General features: G+C 42.1%; 13 protein-coding genes and 1 riboswitch. Of the genes, 3 read left to right on the top strand and 10 right to left on the bottom strand.

Annotation, left to right across the window (positions count from 1 at the left end):
• Positions 1–33 precede the first annotated feature (33 nt).
• Positions 34–849 carry an EFR1 family ferrodoxin gene (locus IJT21_04965; GenBank protein MBQ7577606.1) on the top strand — a complete coding sequence of 272 codons (816 nt, stop codon included), beginning with the start codon at positions 34–36 and terminating at the stop codon, positions 847–849.
• Positions 850–860: 11 nt separating this feature from the next.
• Entirely contained in the window at positions 861–1,319 is a 459-nt protein-coding gene (locus tag IJT21_04960) for a hypothetical protein (protein ID MBQ7577605.1), read from the top strand.
• A 54-nt stretch (positions 1,320–1,373) separates the two neighbouring features.
• Here IJT21_04960 and grdB read toward each other — a convergent pair whose 3' ends face one another.
• From grdB to IJT21_04910, 10 genes are all read right to left on the bottom strand, one after another.
• On the bottom strand, positions 1,374–2,678 hold the full coding sequence (gene grdB, locus IJT21_04955) for a glycine reductase complex selenoprotein B (protein ID MBQ7577604.1): 1,305 nt from the start codon (positions 2,676–2,678) through the stop codon (positions 1,374–1,376).
• A gap of 18 nt (positions 2,679–2,696) precedes the next feature.
• Entirely contained in the window at positions 2,697–3,989 is a 1,293-nt protein-coding gene (locus IJT21_04950) for a glycine/sarcosine/betaine reductase component B subunit (GenBank protein MBQ7577603.1), read from the bottom strand.
• Positions 3,990–4,418 (bottom strand): GrdX family protein, encoded by a 429-nt coding sequence (locus tag IJT21_04945; protein MBQ7577602.1) that lies wholly within the window; start codon positions 4,416–4,418, stop codon positions 3,990–3,992.
• 60 nt (positions 4,419–4,478) lie between these two features.
• Positions 4,479–4,568: riboswitch (glycine riboswitch) on the bottom strand.
• Positions 4,569–4,689: 121 nt separating this feature from the next.
• Positions 4,690–6,099: a sodium:alanine symporter family protein gene (locus tag IJT21_04940; GenBank protein ID MBQ7577601.1), complete on the bottom strand. Its 1,410-nt coding sequence runs from the start codon at positions 6,097–6,099 to the stop codon at positions 4,690–4,692.
• Between the two features lie 185 nt (positions 6,100–6,284).
• Entirely contained in the window at positions 6,285–6,506 is a 222-nt protein-coding gene (locus IJT21_04935) for a DUF3343 domain-containing protein (protein MBQ7577600.1), read from the bottom strand.
• 3 nt (positions 6,507–6,509) lie between these two features.
• Positions 6,510–7,658: a glycine reductase gene (locus IJT21_04930; protein MBQ7577599.1), complete on the bottom strand. Its 1,149-nt coding sequence runs from the start codon at positions 7,656–7,658 to the stop codon at positions 6,510–6,512.
• A 4-nt stretch (positions 7,659–7,662) separates the two neighbouring features.
• Positions 7,663–9,207, bottom strand: coding sequence for a glycine reductase (locus tag IJT21_04925; GenBank protein MBQ7577598.1), 1,545 nt, complete (start codon positions 9,205–9,207; stop codon positions 7,663–7,665).
• 72 nt (positions 9,208–9,279) lie between these two features.
• A complete protein-coding gene (locus tag IJT21_04920) occupies positions 9,280–9,756 on the bottom strand; it encodes a glycine/sarcosine/betaine reductase complex selenoprotein A (protein ID MBQ7577597.1) in 477 nt (158 codons plus the stop codon).
• 90 nt (positions 9,757–9,846) lie between these two features.
• Positions 9,847–10,185 (bottom strand): thioredoxin, encoded by a 339-nt coding sequence (locus IJT21_04915; protein ID MBQ7577596.1) that lies wholly within the window; start codon positions 10,183–10,185, stop codon positions 9,847–9,849.
• 350 nt (positions 10,186–10,535) lie between these two features.
• A complete protein-coding gene (locus tag IJT21_04910; GenBank protein MBQ7577595.1) occupies positions 10,536–14,969 on the bottom strand; it encodes a hypothetical protein in 4,434 nt (1,477 codons plus the stop codon).
• Between the two features lie 1,082 nt (positions 14,970–16,051).
• On the opposite strand from IJT21_04910, the gene IJT21_04905 reads away from it, so the two are divergent.
• Positions 16,052–17,362: a glycine/sarcosine/betaine reductase component B subunit gene (locus tag IJT21_04905; protein MBQ7577594.1), complete on the top strand. Its 1,311-nt coding sequence runs from the start codon at positions 16,052–16,054 to the stop codon at positions 17,360–17,362.
• Positions 17,363–17,381 lie beyond the last annotated feature (19 nt).

Raw genomic sequence — 17,381 nt, 5'->3', positions numbered from 1 at the left:
TTTTTGACGTAATTGACAAGAGGTGAAAATTTCATGACGCTGCATTTAGTTTATTTCAGTCCGAGCGGTTCAACAGAAAAAATTGTGAAGGAAATTGCGTCAGAGTTTAAAAATTTGCCCGTTGAGACTCATAATTTGCTAACTCCTGCAAGCCGTCAGAAAAAATATAAATTTACTCCTAATGACATTGTGATATTTGGCAGCATTACCGCAGGAAAATTATTCACTCTCTCTGATGAAATATTTAATTGCTTGGAGGCCGACAACACGCCTTTTATCGGTGTGATTTCTTACGGCAACGGTTATTACGGGATTGCTTTAACAGAAATGCTCGAACGTGCGGAAAAAAGCGGCTTCAAAGTCTCAGCAATGGGAGCTTTTATTTCGCGTCATTCAATGAATGAATCAATCGCAGAGGGCCGGCCGGACTCACACGATAAAGAAATTATGCATGAATTTGGCCGTAAAGCCTACGAGAAAATTTTATCAGGAGATATTACACTTCATAATCAGCCAAAAACTAACTGGTCATCGTGGGAACTGGGAAATCAAGTTATAGCCTATCGAGAGACTCACAGGGACGAGCCTTACTCACTCCCTAAAGAATGTAAAGCAAAGGAAATTTCTAACGCTTGCATTAAGTGCGGACGTTGTGTCAGAAATTGCCCCGTTGACGCAATAAATATAGACGCAAAAATTTTCGATCTCGATAAATGTATAGGCTGCTGGGGTTGCATAAATCGTTGTCCCATGCACGCAATAAAATCAACAAGTCAACAAATCGCTGATATAATGACATCATTCGGCCAAGCTGCACAAAAACGCTTAGAGCCGGAAATATTTTTCTAGGAGGTTAAATCATGTCAGACAAAGCAAAAATTTTAGCAGGTTTACAAATTATCGTAACGGACTTAGCACAACAGGCAGACGGCCACGAATTACAATCAAGAGTTTTCGCGGCTCAGGGGTTCAGCAAGTTAGCTGACAAGTACGCAGAACACGCAAAAGAAGAACGCGGTTATGTAACAAAATGCGCAGATAGAATTATTGATTTAGGCGGAGAATTAAAACTTGAGGCCAAGAAAGAAGCTCCCATTTGCAAGGATCCTATTGACTTTGTGAAATATGATTTGCAGGTCTCTAAAGATGGTCTTGCGTGGCTTGCCGGTTTAGTCGAGGAGTCAAGAAGCGATTACACAACTTTTGACATTCTCAAGGACTATTACAAAGACGAAGAAGACGACATGTACTGGGCCGAAGAGCAACTCGAACTAATTGAGAAAATCGGCAAAGAAAATTGGTATTATTCGCAGCTGTAATTAATTTTACGCAAAAAAATAGCCGGGAAGCACAACGCCTCCCGGTTTTATTATTTATTCAGTAAAGACTGTTTGTTCTGTAATGTCCGTCTGAAGAGCTTTTAACGCGCGCTCAACTAATTTACGGCGTAAAACTTTTTCTTCTTCCGGAGTCTTTGTCGGATCTCCCAGCGGGTGTGGAATTGCTATTGTCGGGACGATTCTATTTGCGCCGACTGTCTGCGAGATCGGGACTATCGTACACATATGGACAACGGGTAATTTGCGCTCAATTTCTTTGACCATCGTTGCACCGCAACGCGTACAGGTTCCTCAGGTTGAAGTAAGAATTACTGCTGTTACTCCATCACGAACGAGTCTATTTACTATTTCAGCACCAAACTTTTTAGCATTGCCGACGCTTGTTCCATTACCGACGGTCGCATAAAATTTCGTGTGTAATTTTCCGATAACGCCTTCACGTTCTAAATCGCGCAAAACGTCAACCGGCAAAACTCTATCTGCGTCCTGATCTGCATATGTAGCGTCATAACCTCCGTGAGCTGTGCAATATGTTTCGCTCGTCAAGTCATTCACGCCGGTAATGTCATATTCGCCGAATTTACTTGCGCTTGAAGCCTCGATATGATCCGGGTTACCTTTCGGGCAAATTCCGCCTGACGTAACAAGAGCTATTGTCGCGTGTGCAAGATCTTTTACTGCTGGCTGAGGGTCAACTCTATCAAAGACGGGCATTTTGTATTCAGTCTCGAAAGGCTCACCCTTTAATTTTGCGACAAACATATCAACGCAACGTTCAGCAGCTAATTTCTCGTAGAACATATTTTTACGGATGCCGCGTTCAATGTAGCCTTCTTCTGATGGTTTGCCGATTGGTTCACCTTTTAAGAGCTTCAACGCTAATTTTGCCATTGCAGGGACAGCTTTTCTCATTCCGACGGCGTTATCAGGAGTCTCAATGACCCACGCAAATTTTTTGTACATCTCAACGCCGGGATTTTCGGGATACATACCGCTGATTACTGGGATATTAAATTCTTTCGCAACAGCAGCACACATAGCACCGCATGCAGTCCCGTAACGTCCGGCATTAAACGCAGGCCCCGCGATAAATGCATCAGGTTCATATTTGCGAATCATGTCGAGAATAGTTTTTGTTGCCTCGTCCATGTTCGACGCAAAATAAGAATCTCCGCAAATCACTGTAGCAACGATTTCCGCCTCACCCTTGAACGCGCCTTTAAACGCCATGCCGGGACCGACGACCCCTTCTCTGATTTCGGGCTTGTAGTCTGCTTTCTCTTCACCGCCGATGTTCGCATAAAATTGATTTATGTAGTGTATAACTTTATATGCCATTCTTCTCACCTCCTGAAATTAAAGCGTGTAAGCTCCAAGTTTCGTGTAACCTAATTCACTTGTTGCGCCGGTTATTGCCTGAAGTTCTACAGTGATTGTGCCGTCTTCAGCAAGTGAGCCGTTCCAGCCTCCTGCGATTACATTAGCTTCTTCTGCATAACCTATAACTTTTTGCATTGCAGGAAGTGTAATAACTTCATTTGCGTTTCCTGCAGTTACACACGCGTCACCCTCAGGACATGAGTCAGCTAATGACTGGCTTGCACCATCTTGGCCGGCGTACTCGTCAGTTAATAGTGCTGTCTTAATGCCTAATCTTTCAGCTTTCCAGCAGTTCATGATTAAATCTGCGTCAGGATTGCCGAATCCCTCTTCAGTTATTACAAGTCCGTCAAGACCGAGCATAGCAGCTAATTTTGTCGCATAACTTGAGCTTCTGCGCTTGTCTGCAAGAGTAACATTTTCATTTGTAACGATAACGGCCGCAAAATTAAAGTCTTTGCCATGACGCTTTAACATGTCAGCGATAACGGGGTTATTCTGGTGAGAGTAAGTGTTATTCTTATCGCAGGCACTAACGCAATTTCCTGACACAATAGCACCGTCCATAACTTCAAGAGGAGATATAATCGTCGGCAAAATTTTCTTGACGTCAACGCCGTATAAATAAGTGTCATGCAATAAGCCTTGAGTCTGAAGCATATATAAATAGCCGACCTTTGGTAATTCGGGATAAGCGTTCATTGCCTCGCGGATATTTGCAAATTCATATGACTCGATTGTGTCAGCTTTCACATCTTTGCAGGCTTCAGCGAGATATTTTGCTGCTTTGAGTCCTGCTGTTCTGCAAGCTGCTTCATAGTCGTGCTTGTCCATGTTAGGATCTGAAGGTTCAAGAACTAGCGCAACATTGCAGGTTTTAGAATAAGGCGTGTAATCTGCTCCCGGCCCGGACATGTCAATAATGCCCTCTTGAAATCTTACGAGCTTTCCTGTCGTGAGAACTGCACAGCCTGTTAATACTAAAGTTTTTCCCTCGCCGACTGTTTCAACATCGCTTATCATTCCGGGAAATACTTGGCCTTTGCCCTCAAGTTTAAATCTCGGTTCGATTACGTCTTTAACGGGCATAACCCGCACACTTTCACCGGGCATAGCTAAATCTACATCGAGATTCTTGCCGAGTAATTCATCTTCTGAAATCAGCGCGAGTAATTCAGCCTTGTTGACTGTCAATACTCCGTCAGCAAAGCCGGTTTTGTCGCCGAACTTGAGACCCTTTACATTGAGTCTGTGTAACTCGAGTTTCAACTATAAACCCTCCTTTAAATTTTGTAACAATAACGGAGCAGGCGCAAGACTTGATTCACGATTAATCAATCTGTACCGCTCTAGACTTTCCCTCATCAATTCATAGTCGATATAGGCATAATCAACGCGCTTTAACTCGTCAAGCTCATTAACATTTATCAACTTGCAGGACTCATAAACGTGTACAGCGTCTTCTATAAGTGAGAGGGACTCCAAATCTACAAGCCCATTTTTTGAATCTATTATTACGGATCTGAATGGCTGCTGATAGGGCCTGAGATTCCCGCAAAGAGGATGAGTCAATAAAATGCTGCCTAAATGCACAAACCCACGCACATGAATCAACACATCAAGCGCAGAGCCTTCTATAAATTTGCTGGATTTGACGTGATTGCAAAGGTCTTCGTTGTTGCTAATAAGCATAAACATTTTTCGCCCTCCCTCTGATGTTAATTAGCATCTGTTGCAAAATTTAGCTTCAGAGTCGTTGAATCGCTTGCAATTCTTTTGCCTGAGAGTTTCGTGCGTGCTTGCCCCTTCGGCGGTCTCGTGTGTGAGACTCTCTCTTGCAGGCGAAATATTATGATGAACACAAAATATTATACTTGCTGAAAAATTGCCGTCAACGCGTAAATTACTAATTTTTGTTATTACGTTCATAAAGTTTTTGCAAGCTAATATCATGATTCACCGGCGCAGATTACTTCAAATAATTATTAGGATCGTAAGCAATGCCCTCGTTGTATTCCTTCAAGAGTTTTGCTACTTTGCCGCTAAGTAATAAAATAGCGATTAAGTTCGGAATTACCATTATCCCGTTAAAGAAGTCGGAAAGCTCCCAGACCAAATCAATTTTTAACACGCTTCCAGTGAAAATAAACACCATCACAAGAACTCTATACGGCAATAAGGCTTTTGCACCGAACAAATAACGAATATTGCTCGCTCCGAAATAGTACCAGCCTATAATCGTAGAGAACGCAAAGAATAACAGACAGACGGCGATAAAAGGTGCTCCATAAGTTCCCAAAAAGTGATTCGAGAATGCAGCTTGAACTAATTCGATACCCTTTAACTTTGCTTGACCATTTATAAAATTGTTATCAAGCACTCCCGATGACATAACTGTAAAAACTGTGATATTCAGCACAACAAATGTATCAATGAAGACTGCGATAATTCCTAAGACTCCTTGCTCGACAGGATGATTTACATTTGCTACTGCGTGGGCGTGAGGTGTCGAACCCATACCGGCCTCATTTGAGAATAAACCGCGTGCGATTCCGTATCTTGCTGCTTGAGCGACTGCAACACCGGCCATACCTCCCCAGACTGCACGAGGAGCAAAGGCACACGAGAAAATTTCTGCGAAGACCGCCGGCAAATGATGAGCATTCATAACAATTAATACTATACCGACAGCTACATAAAGAATTGCCATGAGAGGAACTAATTTTTCAGTTACTGACGCGATTCTCTTGACTCCGCCGATAAAGATTAATCCCGCCAAAATTGCAAGAACTGCACCTACAATTTTCGTATCTACTCCGAATGCATCATTAAATGCGTTACCGATTGAATTAGCCTGCACCATATTGCCCATAAAGCCCAAAGCTAATATTATAGAAACCGCAAAGAAGGCCGCTAAAAATTTTGAGATAAGATTATTGCCCAATCCTCTCGAAATATAGTAAGCCGGCCCTCCTACGACTTGGCCTGTTTCGTCTTTTTCCTTGTATACTTGCGCGAGACAGGCTTCTGCAAAATTTGTAGCCATACCGAAAAATGCTGCTACCCACATCCAGAAAATTGCGCCGGGGCCTCCTGATACAAGAGCTGTCATTGCTCCCGCTAAATTTCCCGTTCCGACCTGTGCTGCTATTGCCGTTGCGAGTGCTTGAAATGATGACATACCGTGTGCGCCCGCTGCCTCACCGAACAACGAGAAATTACCAAATAATTTTTTGCAGGCCGTACCAAATTTTGTAATCTGGACAAATCCGAGTCTCAGCGTGAAAAATAATCCCGTACCGCATAATAACGGAATAAGAAAACTGACTCCCCACAAGAAACTATTTGCATCAACTACGAGTTTTAATAGCTCGTCCATCTGTAAATAAACCTCCTTGAAATTAGAAATATTTTGACAATAAAAAACTCAGGGGCTTATTTCTGCTCCTGAGTCCCTCTTTCTAAATATGTAGTGAATTGCTTGACCCCGAACCGGGATAAATTATTTTTTCAAGTTCACATTAAATATACGAAATTTTTTATTGTCATGATACGATTATTATATCACTCTTCTATATCGTAATAGCCTGCGACCTGAATTTTTTTCCCGTTTGCAATCTCTTCGACTTCAACGCGTTTATCACAAGGGAACTCACACGCAAGCCCGCAGCTTGATGATAACTTTCTCGGAACGGGTGCGATTCTTGCTTGAATGCCTGAAGCCCTGCACGTCCTCTCAAACATTAAAGCAGCACTTGTAGTCTTGAATGTCGCTAAGCAACTCACGATTTACAAATACCCGTTAGTCTTCAATAATTCAGCAGCTTTGTTCATATGTTTAGCGGGCATCTTGATAACTGGTCCGGTGCAGCCCATTGCGCTCTCTGCGTAGATTCCTGCTTTCCATAAAACTTTTACTGCGTTGTCGATCTCTAATACATCGATCCCGTGTAATTCGTCATCAGTTGGTTCTGCGGGAGGTGCTTTAACGTCTTCTTCTGCCTGTGCTGCTTTGGGAGTTAATGACTCAATTTCTTCATCAAGTCCGGCCTTGCGAGCAGCTTTTAACTCGTCAGCAACTTTTTCCGGCAAATTTCCGGCGATAACACTTGCAGTAAACGATAAAGCATTCGCAATAACAGGAGCACCCGACGCACGAGAGACAATCGAGACTACATTTTTCCAGCCTTCACCGCATGAAGGACCATAACCCCAGCCCGAAGCCTCATAAGATCCGCCGGTTGTGAATGACGAGAACATTTTTACAAGAACGTTGCCCGTTAAAGTATCAGTTACGCAAATATCAACAGCTCCCGATAAAATGTCATTTCCGCGCAAAACTGAGCCTCCGTCAGCACGCGTTGAAGTCCCGAAAGTGATATTATAACCGCGTTCGGCCATGTGAGTTAATGCCCTGAAGACCGGTTGTGCTGTATCAACGTTCAATATGCCGACTGTAGGATTATTTATTCCGAGAGACTTTGCGACCGCGATTCCGTAAATTGCATTGCGTAACATTGCTTCGCCTCTGACCGTTGAAGATGTCCCAGTTGTTGACGCAAGAATCATCGGACGGCCCCTGCCTGGCGTGAAGACTCTTCCAATTGTAGTAACACCTAACGGAAACGGGAAATGCATAGCAACAGCACCGGGGACAACGCCATTTTTTACGCACTCTTCTAATTTTGCGGGAATCTCTGACTCCTCACACTCAATATATTCTAAATCCTCATAGCCTTTAACTTTCGGGCCGATTAAGACGGGGATAACATTGCTAGAGTTCTGAAGCGCGAGTCTTGCACCCTTTGCGATTTCCTCTGCTCCGTGCTCACTGCCTGAAGCCATGAGTCCGACTTTAATTTTTTTTCCGCCGGTTTTAGCAGTCTCTATAATTTCGGATAAAGCCTCACCGACTAATTTTTTTATTGCGTCTGACATGGCATTAACTCAACTTTCCGGCGATCTCGCTTAAAGCCTCAAGGATAACTGCTTTGATGTCGTCTTTGCTGATAGTTGCTGCGCTTTCAACTGGTGAAGGAGCTTCAATCAGGAATGACGCACCGTCGGCCAAGTTTGTTAATCTCGCGAGGAATAAGCTGCCTTTACCGATAATCATTGCGCGTTTGATCTTGCCTTCTTTGATTAATTCACATGCCGGCCCGATAAATGGAACTCCTGCGGGGATATGTCCTTGTGTGTGTGCATAACCGATTGTACCGTGCTGCTTGATGAAATTCATCATGTCTGGTTTCTCGATGGCCTTCTTCATTACGGCAAGAGCAGCGATCATCTTTATATTTGCAAGAGGAACGTTACCGGCTCCGGCTGGTTCTGTGATTTCGTGATTCTGCAATTCCGGCGCATATCTGTCAACGTCCGCAAAAGTCAACCCTGCAGCTGTAAGAGGCTCAAACGTCAAAGCACTTGTTACGGCCTGAGGTGCTCCACCTGCTGCGACTGTGTGTTTTCCGAGAACATCAAGACGCATTACAGGGTTTGTGCCGTCATCAGGAACTATTAAGACCGCGAAACTTCCGACGCAATCTTCAAGAGCTAATAAATTTTTCTTGACGTGATCTCGTGAGTTCATGTAATGTTTTGGAATTGAACCGCCTGCAACGACAGCAATATTTTTTCTTGCACCTGAAGCAACTTGTGCAGCAGCGTTAATCATCGCATTGACGGGACCAGCGCAGAAACCTCGAACATCACAGCCCGACGCATTCACGCACCCGGCAACTTCTGCAATAGCCTTCGCAAAATTTCCGCCCGCACGTTGTCCGACATCGCCAGCTCCTTCTTCTGAACACTCAATGACGAAATCTAAATCTTTCGGGTCTAACCCGCTATTCTTGAGCAAATGCAATAATGCAAGCACGCCGGAAGCCTTACCCGCTAAATTTTCCATTAATACATGAGCAGTCAAGCAATGATCTGTAGGATGTCCCATTCTGATGCAGCCGACGACTTTATTATCATGATAGAGAGGGAGTGCGCCGCGTTCTGCAACTTCTTTCTCAATGTCAGCGAGCTCCTGCATATTTTTAGGACGTACGACTCTTTTCACGATTGATTCAGTAATGACGGGATCTTGTGCTAATTTTTGACTGACTGACTCTGCAAAACTTTTTTCAAGCCACACAAGCTCGAACTCATCACACGCAGAAATAAGCCCTAAGAACTCATCTTCAGGCATAATTTCGCCAAATTTTCCGTAGCGTTTTGCTTTATCGTCGGGCAATAAATTAGCTGTCCAAGGTGTTGGCATTGCCTCGAACTCTTCATAAGAGATTCCGCCGATATAAGTCTGATTCGGTGCATAGTGGAGCGCATGATCGTAGCTCTGCAAAAATTTGGGGAGTGCGTCAAGATATTCCTGCTCTTTACCGCTCTGGTATGCTTCCCAAGGTGTTCCGCCGTAGTGGCTGCCAGTTTCGGGCGCGTGGTTGAGACAATATGAATAACTCTTAATTCCTACTTTAGACATAATATTTTCTCTCCGTTTATAAAAAATGCCCGGAGATTGTGATATTCCCCGGGCTGTTATATTTATGAATGCTTATTCAATAACGTTTTGGCTGTACTGTTCGCGCATTCCTTTAACTGCTTCGGTTAATGCGTCGGGATCGAGTACCATTTCCATCATGCTGATCTGTTCTTCCCAAGCCGCGGGGTCGCATTCAGCTCTAATTACAGGGTCAAATACGTGATATACGGGGAGTCCCAACGAGACTCCGGCGAGTGGTCCTGCATAAGTCGGATCGCCTGCTGTAACTGTCTCGGCGTAAATTTCTGCTCCTTCTGCGTCAGAGCTGCCAAGAATTACTACACAGTCAGTACCATACTTTTCTCCAGCGTCTTTAACTCTCTGCTGGTTCTGCAAGTCCATCGCACCTGCGGCTGTTCAGACAAAACACTCGGTCGCCGAGAAAATAATCTCTGCGCCGCTATCCTTCAAACATGCTTCCATTGCAGGACCGGGCACGCCATCACGTTCACCGAGAAGCAACAATTTTTTTCCTGCAAGTTTACCCATGTTTGACACCTTCCCTTCTTTAGATTTTAAAATTTGTTAATGTCTAAGCTGTTAATTCAATTCCATAAAATTAAGTCAATGCAAATTACCTTATGCGCAAAGCTCGTCAACTTTTGCCGTTATTTCCTCGATTGTAGTTCCGTCGCCGCTGATTCTTGCGACCTCCTGACCGTCTTTAAAGAATAAAAACGTAGGCTGGGCCATTACTGCAGGACGCACCATCATTGAGACTCGGCGGTTCTTTGATGTATCGACCGAACAGAATTTGAATTTACCTTCATATTTAGGATTATCTGCGAGTTCGTGATACTTCGGCATTAACGCCATACAAGGCCCGCACTTTGGCCCCCAGAAGTCGAGTACTGCAGGGAGAGGGCTATTTTTAAATTCGGCCTCAAAGTTTTCTTTTGTGATCTCAGTTATTGCCATTTTTGTTATTTCACCTCCTGTTTATTTCATGACTAATTATTTTCTTACAAGCAAAGTGATTTAGTCAATACGTAATTATTTCGTTTTCGCGATAATTATTTGCGTTATATGAATCAAAACAATAAATGCAACGTCAAAGGCAAAACATTTTTTGAACCGGTGCCAGCTCGTTGGCCGCAGCAAATGCTAATATTTCCGTAACAGCGCAATGGAGATATTGACCCCTTACAATTCGTTCTGCCCACCCACCCACCCAAATTAATGGGCGGCGCCTTCATAGAAAAGTTTTTCGCTCACAAAAAAAATTCCCCGCAACAATAAAAGCTGCGAGGATATCAACAAATAAATTTTTATGCCCTGCGTCTGATAAATAACGCTCCTAAGACAAGACTTGACACAACAAACGATAATCCCGAATTGCAGCCGCCTCCGCCTGAACCGCCGTAACTAGTTAATTTGCTGCTAGCTGCCTCAAGGGTTAAGAAGTCATAAATTTCCCAGTTCTCGCCGTCCTCTGAAATTTCGACAATAAATGAATACTTTGCCGCCGGTGTCACATCAGGTATAGTGCTTATTGTTACGTCAAATTTATTTGTCTTGGCCGTCTCTGAGTCTTTCGGATTCATTGTTATATTAAAATCTTGACTCGTTACATTTACCGGCAAAACGTAAATATCATTGCTTGAGGACTCTGCACTGTTGATGAGTTCAGAGACACTGTTTATCCGCCAGTATATCGCAGTATCACTTGAAAGCGTGTAATTTTCCGTTATTACTGTATCGCAATAATAAATTACATCTTCCGATTTTGTGTCTGCGCCGCTGGTGTAGACTTCAAGTGCAGGATCAGAGTCCCCCTCAAGAATATCACGCGATAAAATATCATTAAGCCAGAACATAGTATACGAACAAAATGTATTTGTCTCGCCGACTCTCCTCATTTCATCAGCAAAAGCATCATCAATTACAACGCTGAATTTATATTTTTCATACGGAAATAAAGTAAATGAATGTCCGAACACTGCAGAAGGGATTATCTGTTCATTCTTCCAAATTTCCGGATCAACGTATGCAGCTTTAATTTCAACATCCGGCAATGTATAACTAGAATTATTACTGATAACAACATCAAGCGAAACAGGGCCGTCGGTGTCAGCTATTTTCGCATTGTAAAAATCTTTCCAGCTTTCATAGCCGCTGTAGGTAATATCAGGAAAATTGAAATCGTTATTGCTTGCTGCGATTCTTACTGCGTCTTTTGCTGCTCTCGTAGTCATTGCGCTTTCTATGCCCTCAACAGAAAACTCAAAGTAGCCCTCATTATTTCCGCCTGAGTCCGTTGTTAAGTCCCGTTTCTCGTGAACTTCATTAATAGCATTATCAGGGTCAATAACTGCGTAGAATTGATAATGTTCGCCGACATTGTTTATGGGAATATTTGAAGGTGTGAAATTAAAACTTGCCCACGCCTTATTATTTCCCGTGTCAGACCAGCCAGTCATATTTACAACTGCTGATGCTATAAAAATTTTGTCTGCGAGTGCTGACTCTGTCCTGTCCTTGACCCAGTATAAATCAACTTTCACATTATCAGCAGGCTTGAAGCTCGCATTGTATAAGGGTACGTCAATTCTATATCTTGCGTTTTGCAGGAGTCTATTTGTCGTGAACATGTTGAAGTCAAGCGCATAAATTCTCACTCCGCGCATTTCCATAGCAATTTCACGCGCTGTATTGGCTCCAAATTCGGGAATAAGGAGAGAAGCATTTTTCAGCACAAATTTATTAGGCAGCACGAACGATGGATCAGGAAAATTTTTATATAAGCTGCTAGAATTGAACAAGTCGGCATATTCATTAAATTGATTCACGGCAAATCCGCAGGTTAAAGCCCCGTTATCAGCAATGAACGCTTGAGCCTGTACTCTGTAATTATTGAGAAGCCGCGCACCGTCAGCATTTGTAAAATTAATCGTAAATTTTTCTTGACTGCTCGTTCTCTTTGTGAAGGTCGGTCCGGTTGAAGCCTTTGGAACTTTCGCTATGTTCGTGTTAAACAGGCTGTCAACGAGTGAAGCAACTTGCGATAAATAACCGGTTGTTACTTTTGTTGATGATGTCTCTTCGTGTTCGCTTGTATTAACTTTTGTGAATCCCATAGTCATTGGTATTCCGAACTGAACGCCGACGATTTCGCTTAAATCCGCCTGTCTTGAATTATAATTCTCGATGTTAGCTATAGCAGCAGGATATGAGAATAAATTTCCGTTCTCATGAGTCGGCTGATAGGCGATATTATTCGAGAAATGATCCGTATTTGTATCATCGTACATGCTGAATGTTACGAAATCCTGCTTTGCTAAATATTTTAAATCCTCGCTTGCTGTTCCGAAATAAGCACCCGGCTTCAAAATAGGATAACGCCATGTATATTGATTCGCGTGAACATATGCAATTACGTCAAATCTATCGGAAAAAGTTGATTGGAATACTTCTTTATCTTCAATTTCGTTATCATAGCCCTGAGTTACATTTTCTACTTTGTCAGTGAGTTTATTGAGGAAATTTAAAGCCGTTCCCGCTGTGCCGTCGATGGCCTTAATATAAGAAGCAGTACCCGGAATCATTCCTGCAATAGTCTTAACAGTTCCATAAAGATTAGTAACAGTTTTCAGGCCGCCCACTACATTGCGTGTCATGTCGCTGTCTATTGCAAAAATAGTTTCTACAGTGCTGCTCATATTGAATTTAGTATTTTTTTTGTCGGATGTATTGCTGCTTGTTGCGTATTCGACTTTGCTGCCATTTGTGTACGAGAAATTTACGGGTTCAGCTGTTATAGATTTTCCGTCGGCTGATATTGTGTCAACGTGATAGGGGATTCCTTGAAGAACTGTAGTATAGCTTCTATCATTCTCAGTTATTATGCGTTCAGGTCTGCCGAGTTCGAGTCCCTCATTTGTAAAATCTGCCGCAATTAGTGCCGAATTTCCGCCGGCGTCAAAAGTATATGCATTCTCTAAAGTTGAGCCGTTACTCTTGAAGATTATAATTTTTCCGTCATAAGTACGAACCGCGAGATCATCACATTCTTTCATTGAACCGATTCGACCCAAGAAAGACCCCGCTGCAATTGCTAATTCATGATCTACTAGCGCGTAAATATAATCATTTTGTGTAATCGGTGAAAGCATATAATTTTGAACGTTATAGCTGTATTTGCGTGCCTCATATTCGCGGGCCATATCTGAGCCAGAAGTCTCGAAAGTCATATTTACTATAAAGTCGCCGCGTAAAATATAGCTGAAATTTCCTGTATTCGTCTTCAAGAGCATAACACAGGGACGTGCTTTATACACTAAATTTGCTTTCCATTCAAATAAAGTTTCAAATTTTTTATTGAGATATATATTTGTTGCGATACCTCTGTCAGTTTGTTCCCATTCAAAGGCGGTAAAAGCTATCTCGTCTGTTCCGTCTCCGTCAATATCAAGTGCTGCAGCCTTCAAGCCTCCCCATAGACCTGACGTACTTTGTTCATAACCGAAAGAATTACTAGTAGCTACCGGATGTCTATATGAGAAAGCAAAATTATGCTCAAATACGGAAGTATCAAAATCTCCCTTATTATTATTCCATTTATATTTTACAGCTTTGAGAGTAGGAATAGAAGATTGCGGCGAAGGATCTACCTGAAAGAGTGCTATAAATTCAGTCTCGCCGTCTCCGTCAAAATCTCCTGTTACAATATCTCCTCCGATCATTGTGGTTGAACCGTTAAAGCAGTCATTAAATGCAGCATTATCACTGTATGAATTAATTCTGCCTAAGTCCTTCATTGTCCTTATAACAAAATTATTATTCTCGTATGTTATCTGATAGACAAATAAATTAATCCCCCATCTATCAGCGGTCATTACTGCAATTTCGTTATTGTAGCCGTCATGATTGAAATCTCCTGTTACAGTTTTTATTGCGATATAGGGTGAAGCGGTTGTGCTGTCGAGATTATTAACTTTGTTCCAATCGCCGTTAGAGACGCTTTTAATTCCATGCAGGGCCGCAGCAGTAAAGCCGTCTTTTGTCTGAGTCAAATTATCGAGTTTCTTATACTGGACATCGCCGGACTCATTAGCAAATAACGCCCAGAAATCAAATTTTGCAGTAACTTTTTTATCGCTGAATTTCACAGGTTTAGCTATATTATCGTTAGTAACTTCCATTGTTGAAGTAATTATAATTTCACCGTCAAAGCCTTCAACGAATATTCCCGTTTTGATGTCCTTAACGTAGCCTGAATTATTGCCGCTGTAACGCCATGCACCAAAGCGGGACTGTGAGATTTTACCGTCAGAGTCATTATTTACTGCTGTGAAATATAAATCATAGAACCAGTTAGAATTTGACTCTGTCATATTTCTTGATGAGGCGATTATAATTTTATTATTGTTAAAAGTTGTTCGAGCTAATGCTGTGAGGAGTCCGCCTTCAAAATTTGTAAAGTTTGTCGAATAGTCTTTTATTTTTCCCAGCGATAAATCATTGTTACTGCTGCCTATGTTGTATCGTAAATTAAGCTGTCCATTATCAAGCAGGCGCATTAATGAAGACTTCTCAATTTCGAGATGTGTATCTCCTGCTGATACATTGCCGAGTCCCCGTGCGTAGCTTAAAATGTCAGAAATCGTGCTTATTGCTCTGCCCTTAACGTTGACTGCCTGCGCCTGACAACCGAGAATAAGCACAGCAATTAATGATAAACATAAAATTTTGTACTTCATCAATTAATAACCTCCTTAATTTGTAATATATTTGACATAATAACATGAACAATAGAGATTTTACAATTATATTTTCAGCTGCAGTTTATTACGAGATTTTTTGTGTTATGGTGCAAATATTTTTTTATCGCAAATTATAGTCAGCACACTATAATAGCAGTAAAAACTTTTGAATGTTTGCGCAAGAAATTATTTCATACGTGATATGCTATGACCAACAAAAGCACTCATTAACGCGCAAACGGCCCCGGCTGGAAAGTTGTAGCTTCACTATAACAGCAGTAAAAACTTTTGCATGTTCGCGCAAAAAATTATTTCGTGATATGCTATGATTAACGGGAGCAGCTATTAACACACAACCGGCCCCGTGCTGGAAAGTTGTAGCTTCACTATAACAGCAGTAAAAACTTTTGAATATTCGCGCAAGAAATTATTTCATACGTGATTATGCTATGAGCAACGGGAGCAGCTATTAACGCGCAAACGGCCCTGACTGGAAAGTTGTAGCTTTTAAGGTGTTTTCACTATAATAGCAGTAAAAACTTTTGAATGTTCGCGCAAAAAATTATTTCACACGCGATTATGCCATGATCAACGGGAATTAACACACAACCGGCCCCGGCTGGAAAGTTGTATATATTTGACTCATTAATGCTATAATATTTGCAAGATTCCAATATACAAATTAAATGCGTGAGAGAAAGTTTTTTACAACTACATTTGCAACTACAAGAACATTAAATTTTTTCAGTCATCACAAATTATCACGAGACATAGAAAATTTTTAGAGTGCAAATTTTTTCACATCAACAGCATAAAATTATTTGAGTGTGAATAACTAAAATATAACGTACATTTTCCATAATAAATTTTGTTATAGCTTTATGAAGGCGGTTACAATAAAATTTTTCACAAGCTGATAAATTCAATATTCCATGTTCTATAAAGCATCTTACTTTTTGCGAAGGGGATTCTAATTGTTTCGCGTGTGCATTGTTACTCGCGGATAAATTCAGAGTCAAGGAAAATTTTCACGTGCTTTTTGCGTGAACGAGCTAAAATTTTATAGGATGTGAAATTCAATAATGAGACTTGAAATAGGAGCATTCCACGTCAAGGATATTAAATTCGGCGGCAAAACTTTTTACGAGGCCGGAGTCTTGACGCTAAATAAAGACGAGCTTTTAAACGTTGTGAAAGAGGACGAGCACATCACTACGGCAGATCTCAAAATCGTACACCCCGGCGACAATGTTATATTATGCCCGGTCAAAGAAGCTGTCGAAATGCGCTGCAAAGTTTCGGGCGGACATGGAATTTTTCCCGGTGTCCTGTCAGAAATGGAAGTAGCAGGCTCAGGCAGAACACATTGTTTGCAGGACTGCTCATTAATAGTAGTCGGTGAACACGCGGGCGGTTTCCAAGACGGAGTTATCGCGATGGGCGGAAAATATCAGCATCATACAATTTTTGGAGATATGCCGAATCTAGTATTAGTTGCTGATACTGACGAAGATTTTGAGAGACACGAACAGCAGAAGAAAAATCATGCTCTCCGCTGGGCTGGAATGAGACTCGCTGAATATATCGGACAGTGCGTAAAAGATTTAGAGCCCGAAAATATCGAAGTCTATGACCTGCCTTCAATCCCTGAAAGAAGCGAAGAAGTAAAGAAACTTCCCGGTGTTCTCTATGTTTTACAGCCGCAGAGTCAAATGGAGACAATGGGCTACAATACGTTAATATATGGCTGGGACGCAAATCACATTTTGCCGACCTTTATGCACCCGAATGAATTATTAGACGGCTGCATGGTGTCAGGTTCATTTATGCCGACATCATCAAAAATTTCTACGTATGAATTTGCAGTCAATCCAATGATCAAGAAATTATATGAGCAGCACGGAAAAACAATTAATTTCTTGGGCGTTCTTATGTCAACCCTTAATGTAAAAATGGACGAGAAAGTCCGCTGCGTAAAAATGGCCGGACAGATCGCAACAAGTTTAGGCGCAGTAGCAGCAGTTGTCGTTGAAGAAGGCTACGGAAATCCCGACGTTGATTATACTGCCATGATGGTAGAGCTTGAGAGACTCGGAATTAAGACGGTCGGACTCTCTGACGAATGCACCGGACGCGACGGAGCTTCACAACCGTTAGTGTCAATGAATCCTGCAACAAATGCGCTTGTAACAACCGGCAACGTTTCGCAAATGTACGAATTTCCCGCAGGTATGGAAGTAATCGGCGAGCTTGAAGCACTTGCACGCGACGGAAATTCAGGCGGCTGGGAAGGCTGCATTAAACCGGACGGATCGTTTGTAATGGAAAATAACGGCATGTTCTGTGCAAACCACATCAGCGGCTATTCCCGCAGAACGTGTGCAGATTTCTAATTAAAAAGGGGTGAGATTA

The organism is Synergistaceae bacterium (genome assembly GCA_017443945.1).
GTDB lineage: Bacteria > Synergistota > Synergistia > Synergistales > Aminobacteriaceae > JAFUXM01.
This window is presented reverse-complemented; position numbering and strand designations above follow the sequence as displayed.

Bases quoted from the DNA above. Each gene is read 5' to 3' on its own strand.
- IJT21_04965 (MBQ7577606.1), top strand. From the start codon at position 34: ATGACGCTGCATTTAGTTTATTTCAGTCCGAGCGGTTCAACAGAAAAA.
- IJT21_04960 (MBQ7577605.1), top strand. From the start codon at position 861: ATGTCAGACAAAGCAAAAATTTTAGCAGGTTTACAAATTATCGTAACG.
- IJT21_04945 (MBQ7577602.1), bottom strand. From the start codon at position 4,418: ATGTTTATGCTTATTAGCAACAACGAAGACCTTTGCAATCACGTCAAA.
- IJT21_04940 (MBQ7577601.1), bottom strand. From the start codon at position 6,099: ATGGACGAGCTATTAAAACTCGTAGTTGATGCAAATAGTTTCTTGTGG.
- IJT21_04930 (MBQ7577599.1), bottom strand. From the start codon at position 7,658: ATGTCAGACGCAATAAAAAAATTAGTCGGTGAGGCTTTATCCGAAATT.
- IJT21_04925 (MBQ7577598.1), bottom strand. From the start codon at position 9,207: ATGTCTAAAGTAGGAATTAAGAGTTATTCATATTGTCTCAACCACGCG.
- IJT21_04915 (MBQ7577596.1), bottom strand. From the start codon at position 10,185: ATGGCAATAACTGAGATCACAAAAGAAAACTTTGAGGCCGAATTTAAA.
- IJT21_04905 (MBQ7577594.1), top strand. From the start codon at position 16,052: ATGAGACTTGAAATAGGAGCATTCCACGTCAAGGATATTAAATTCGGC.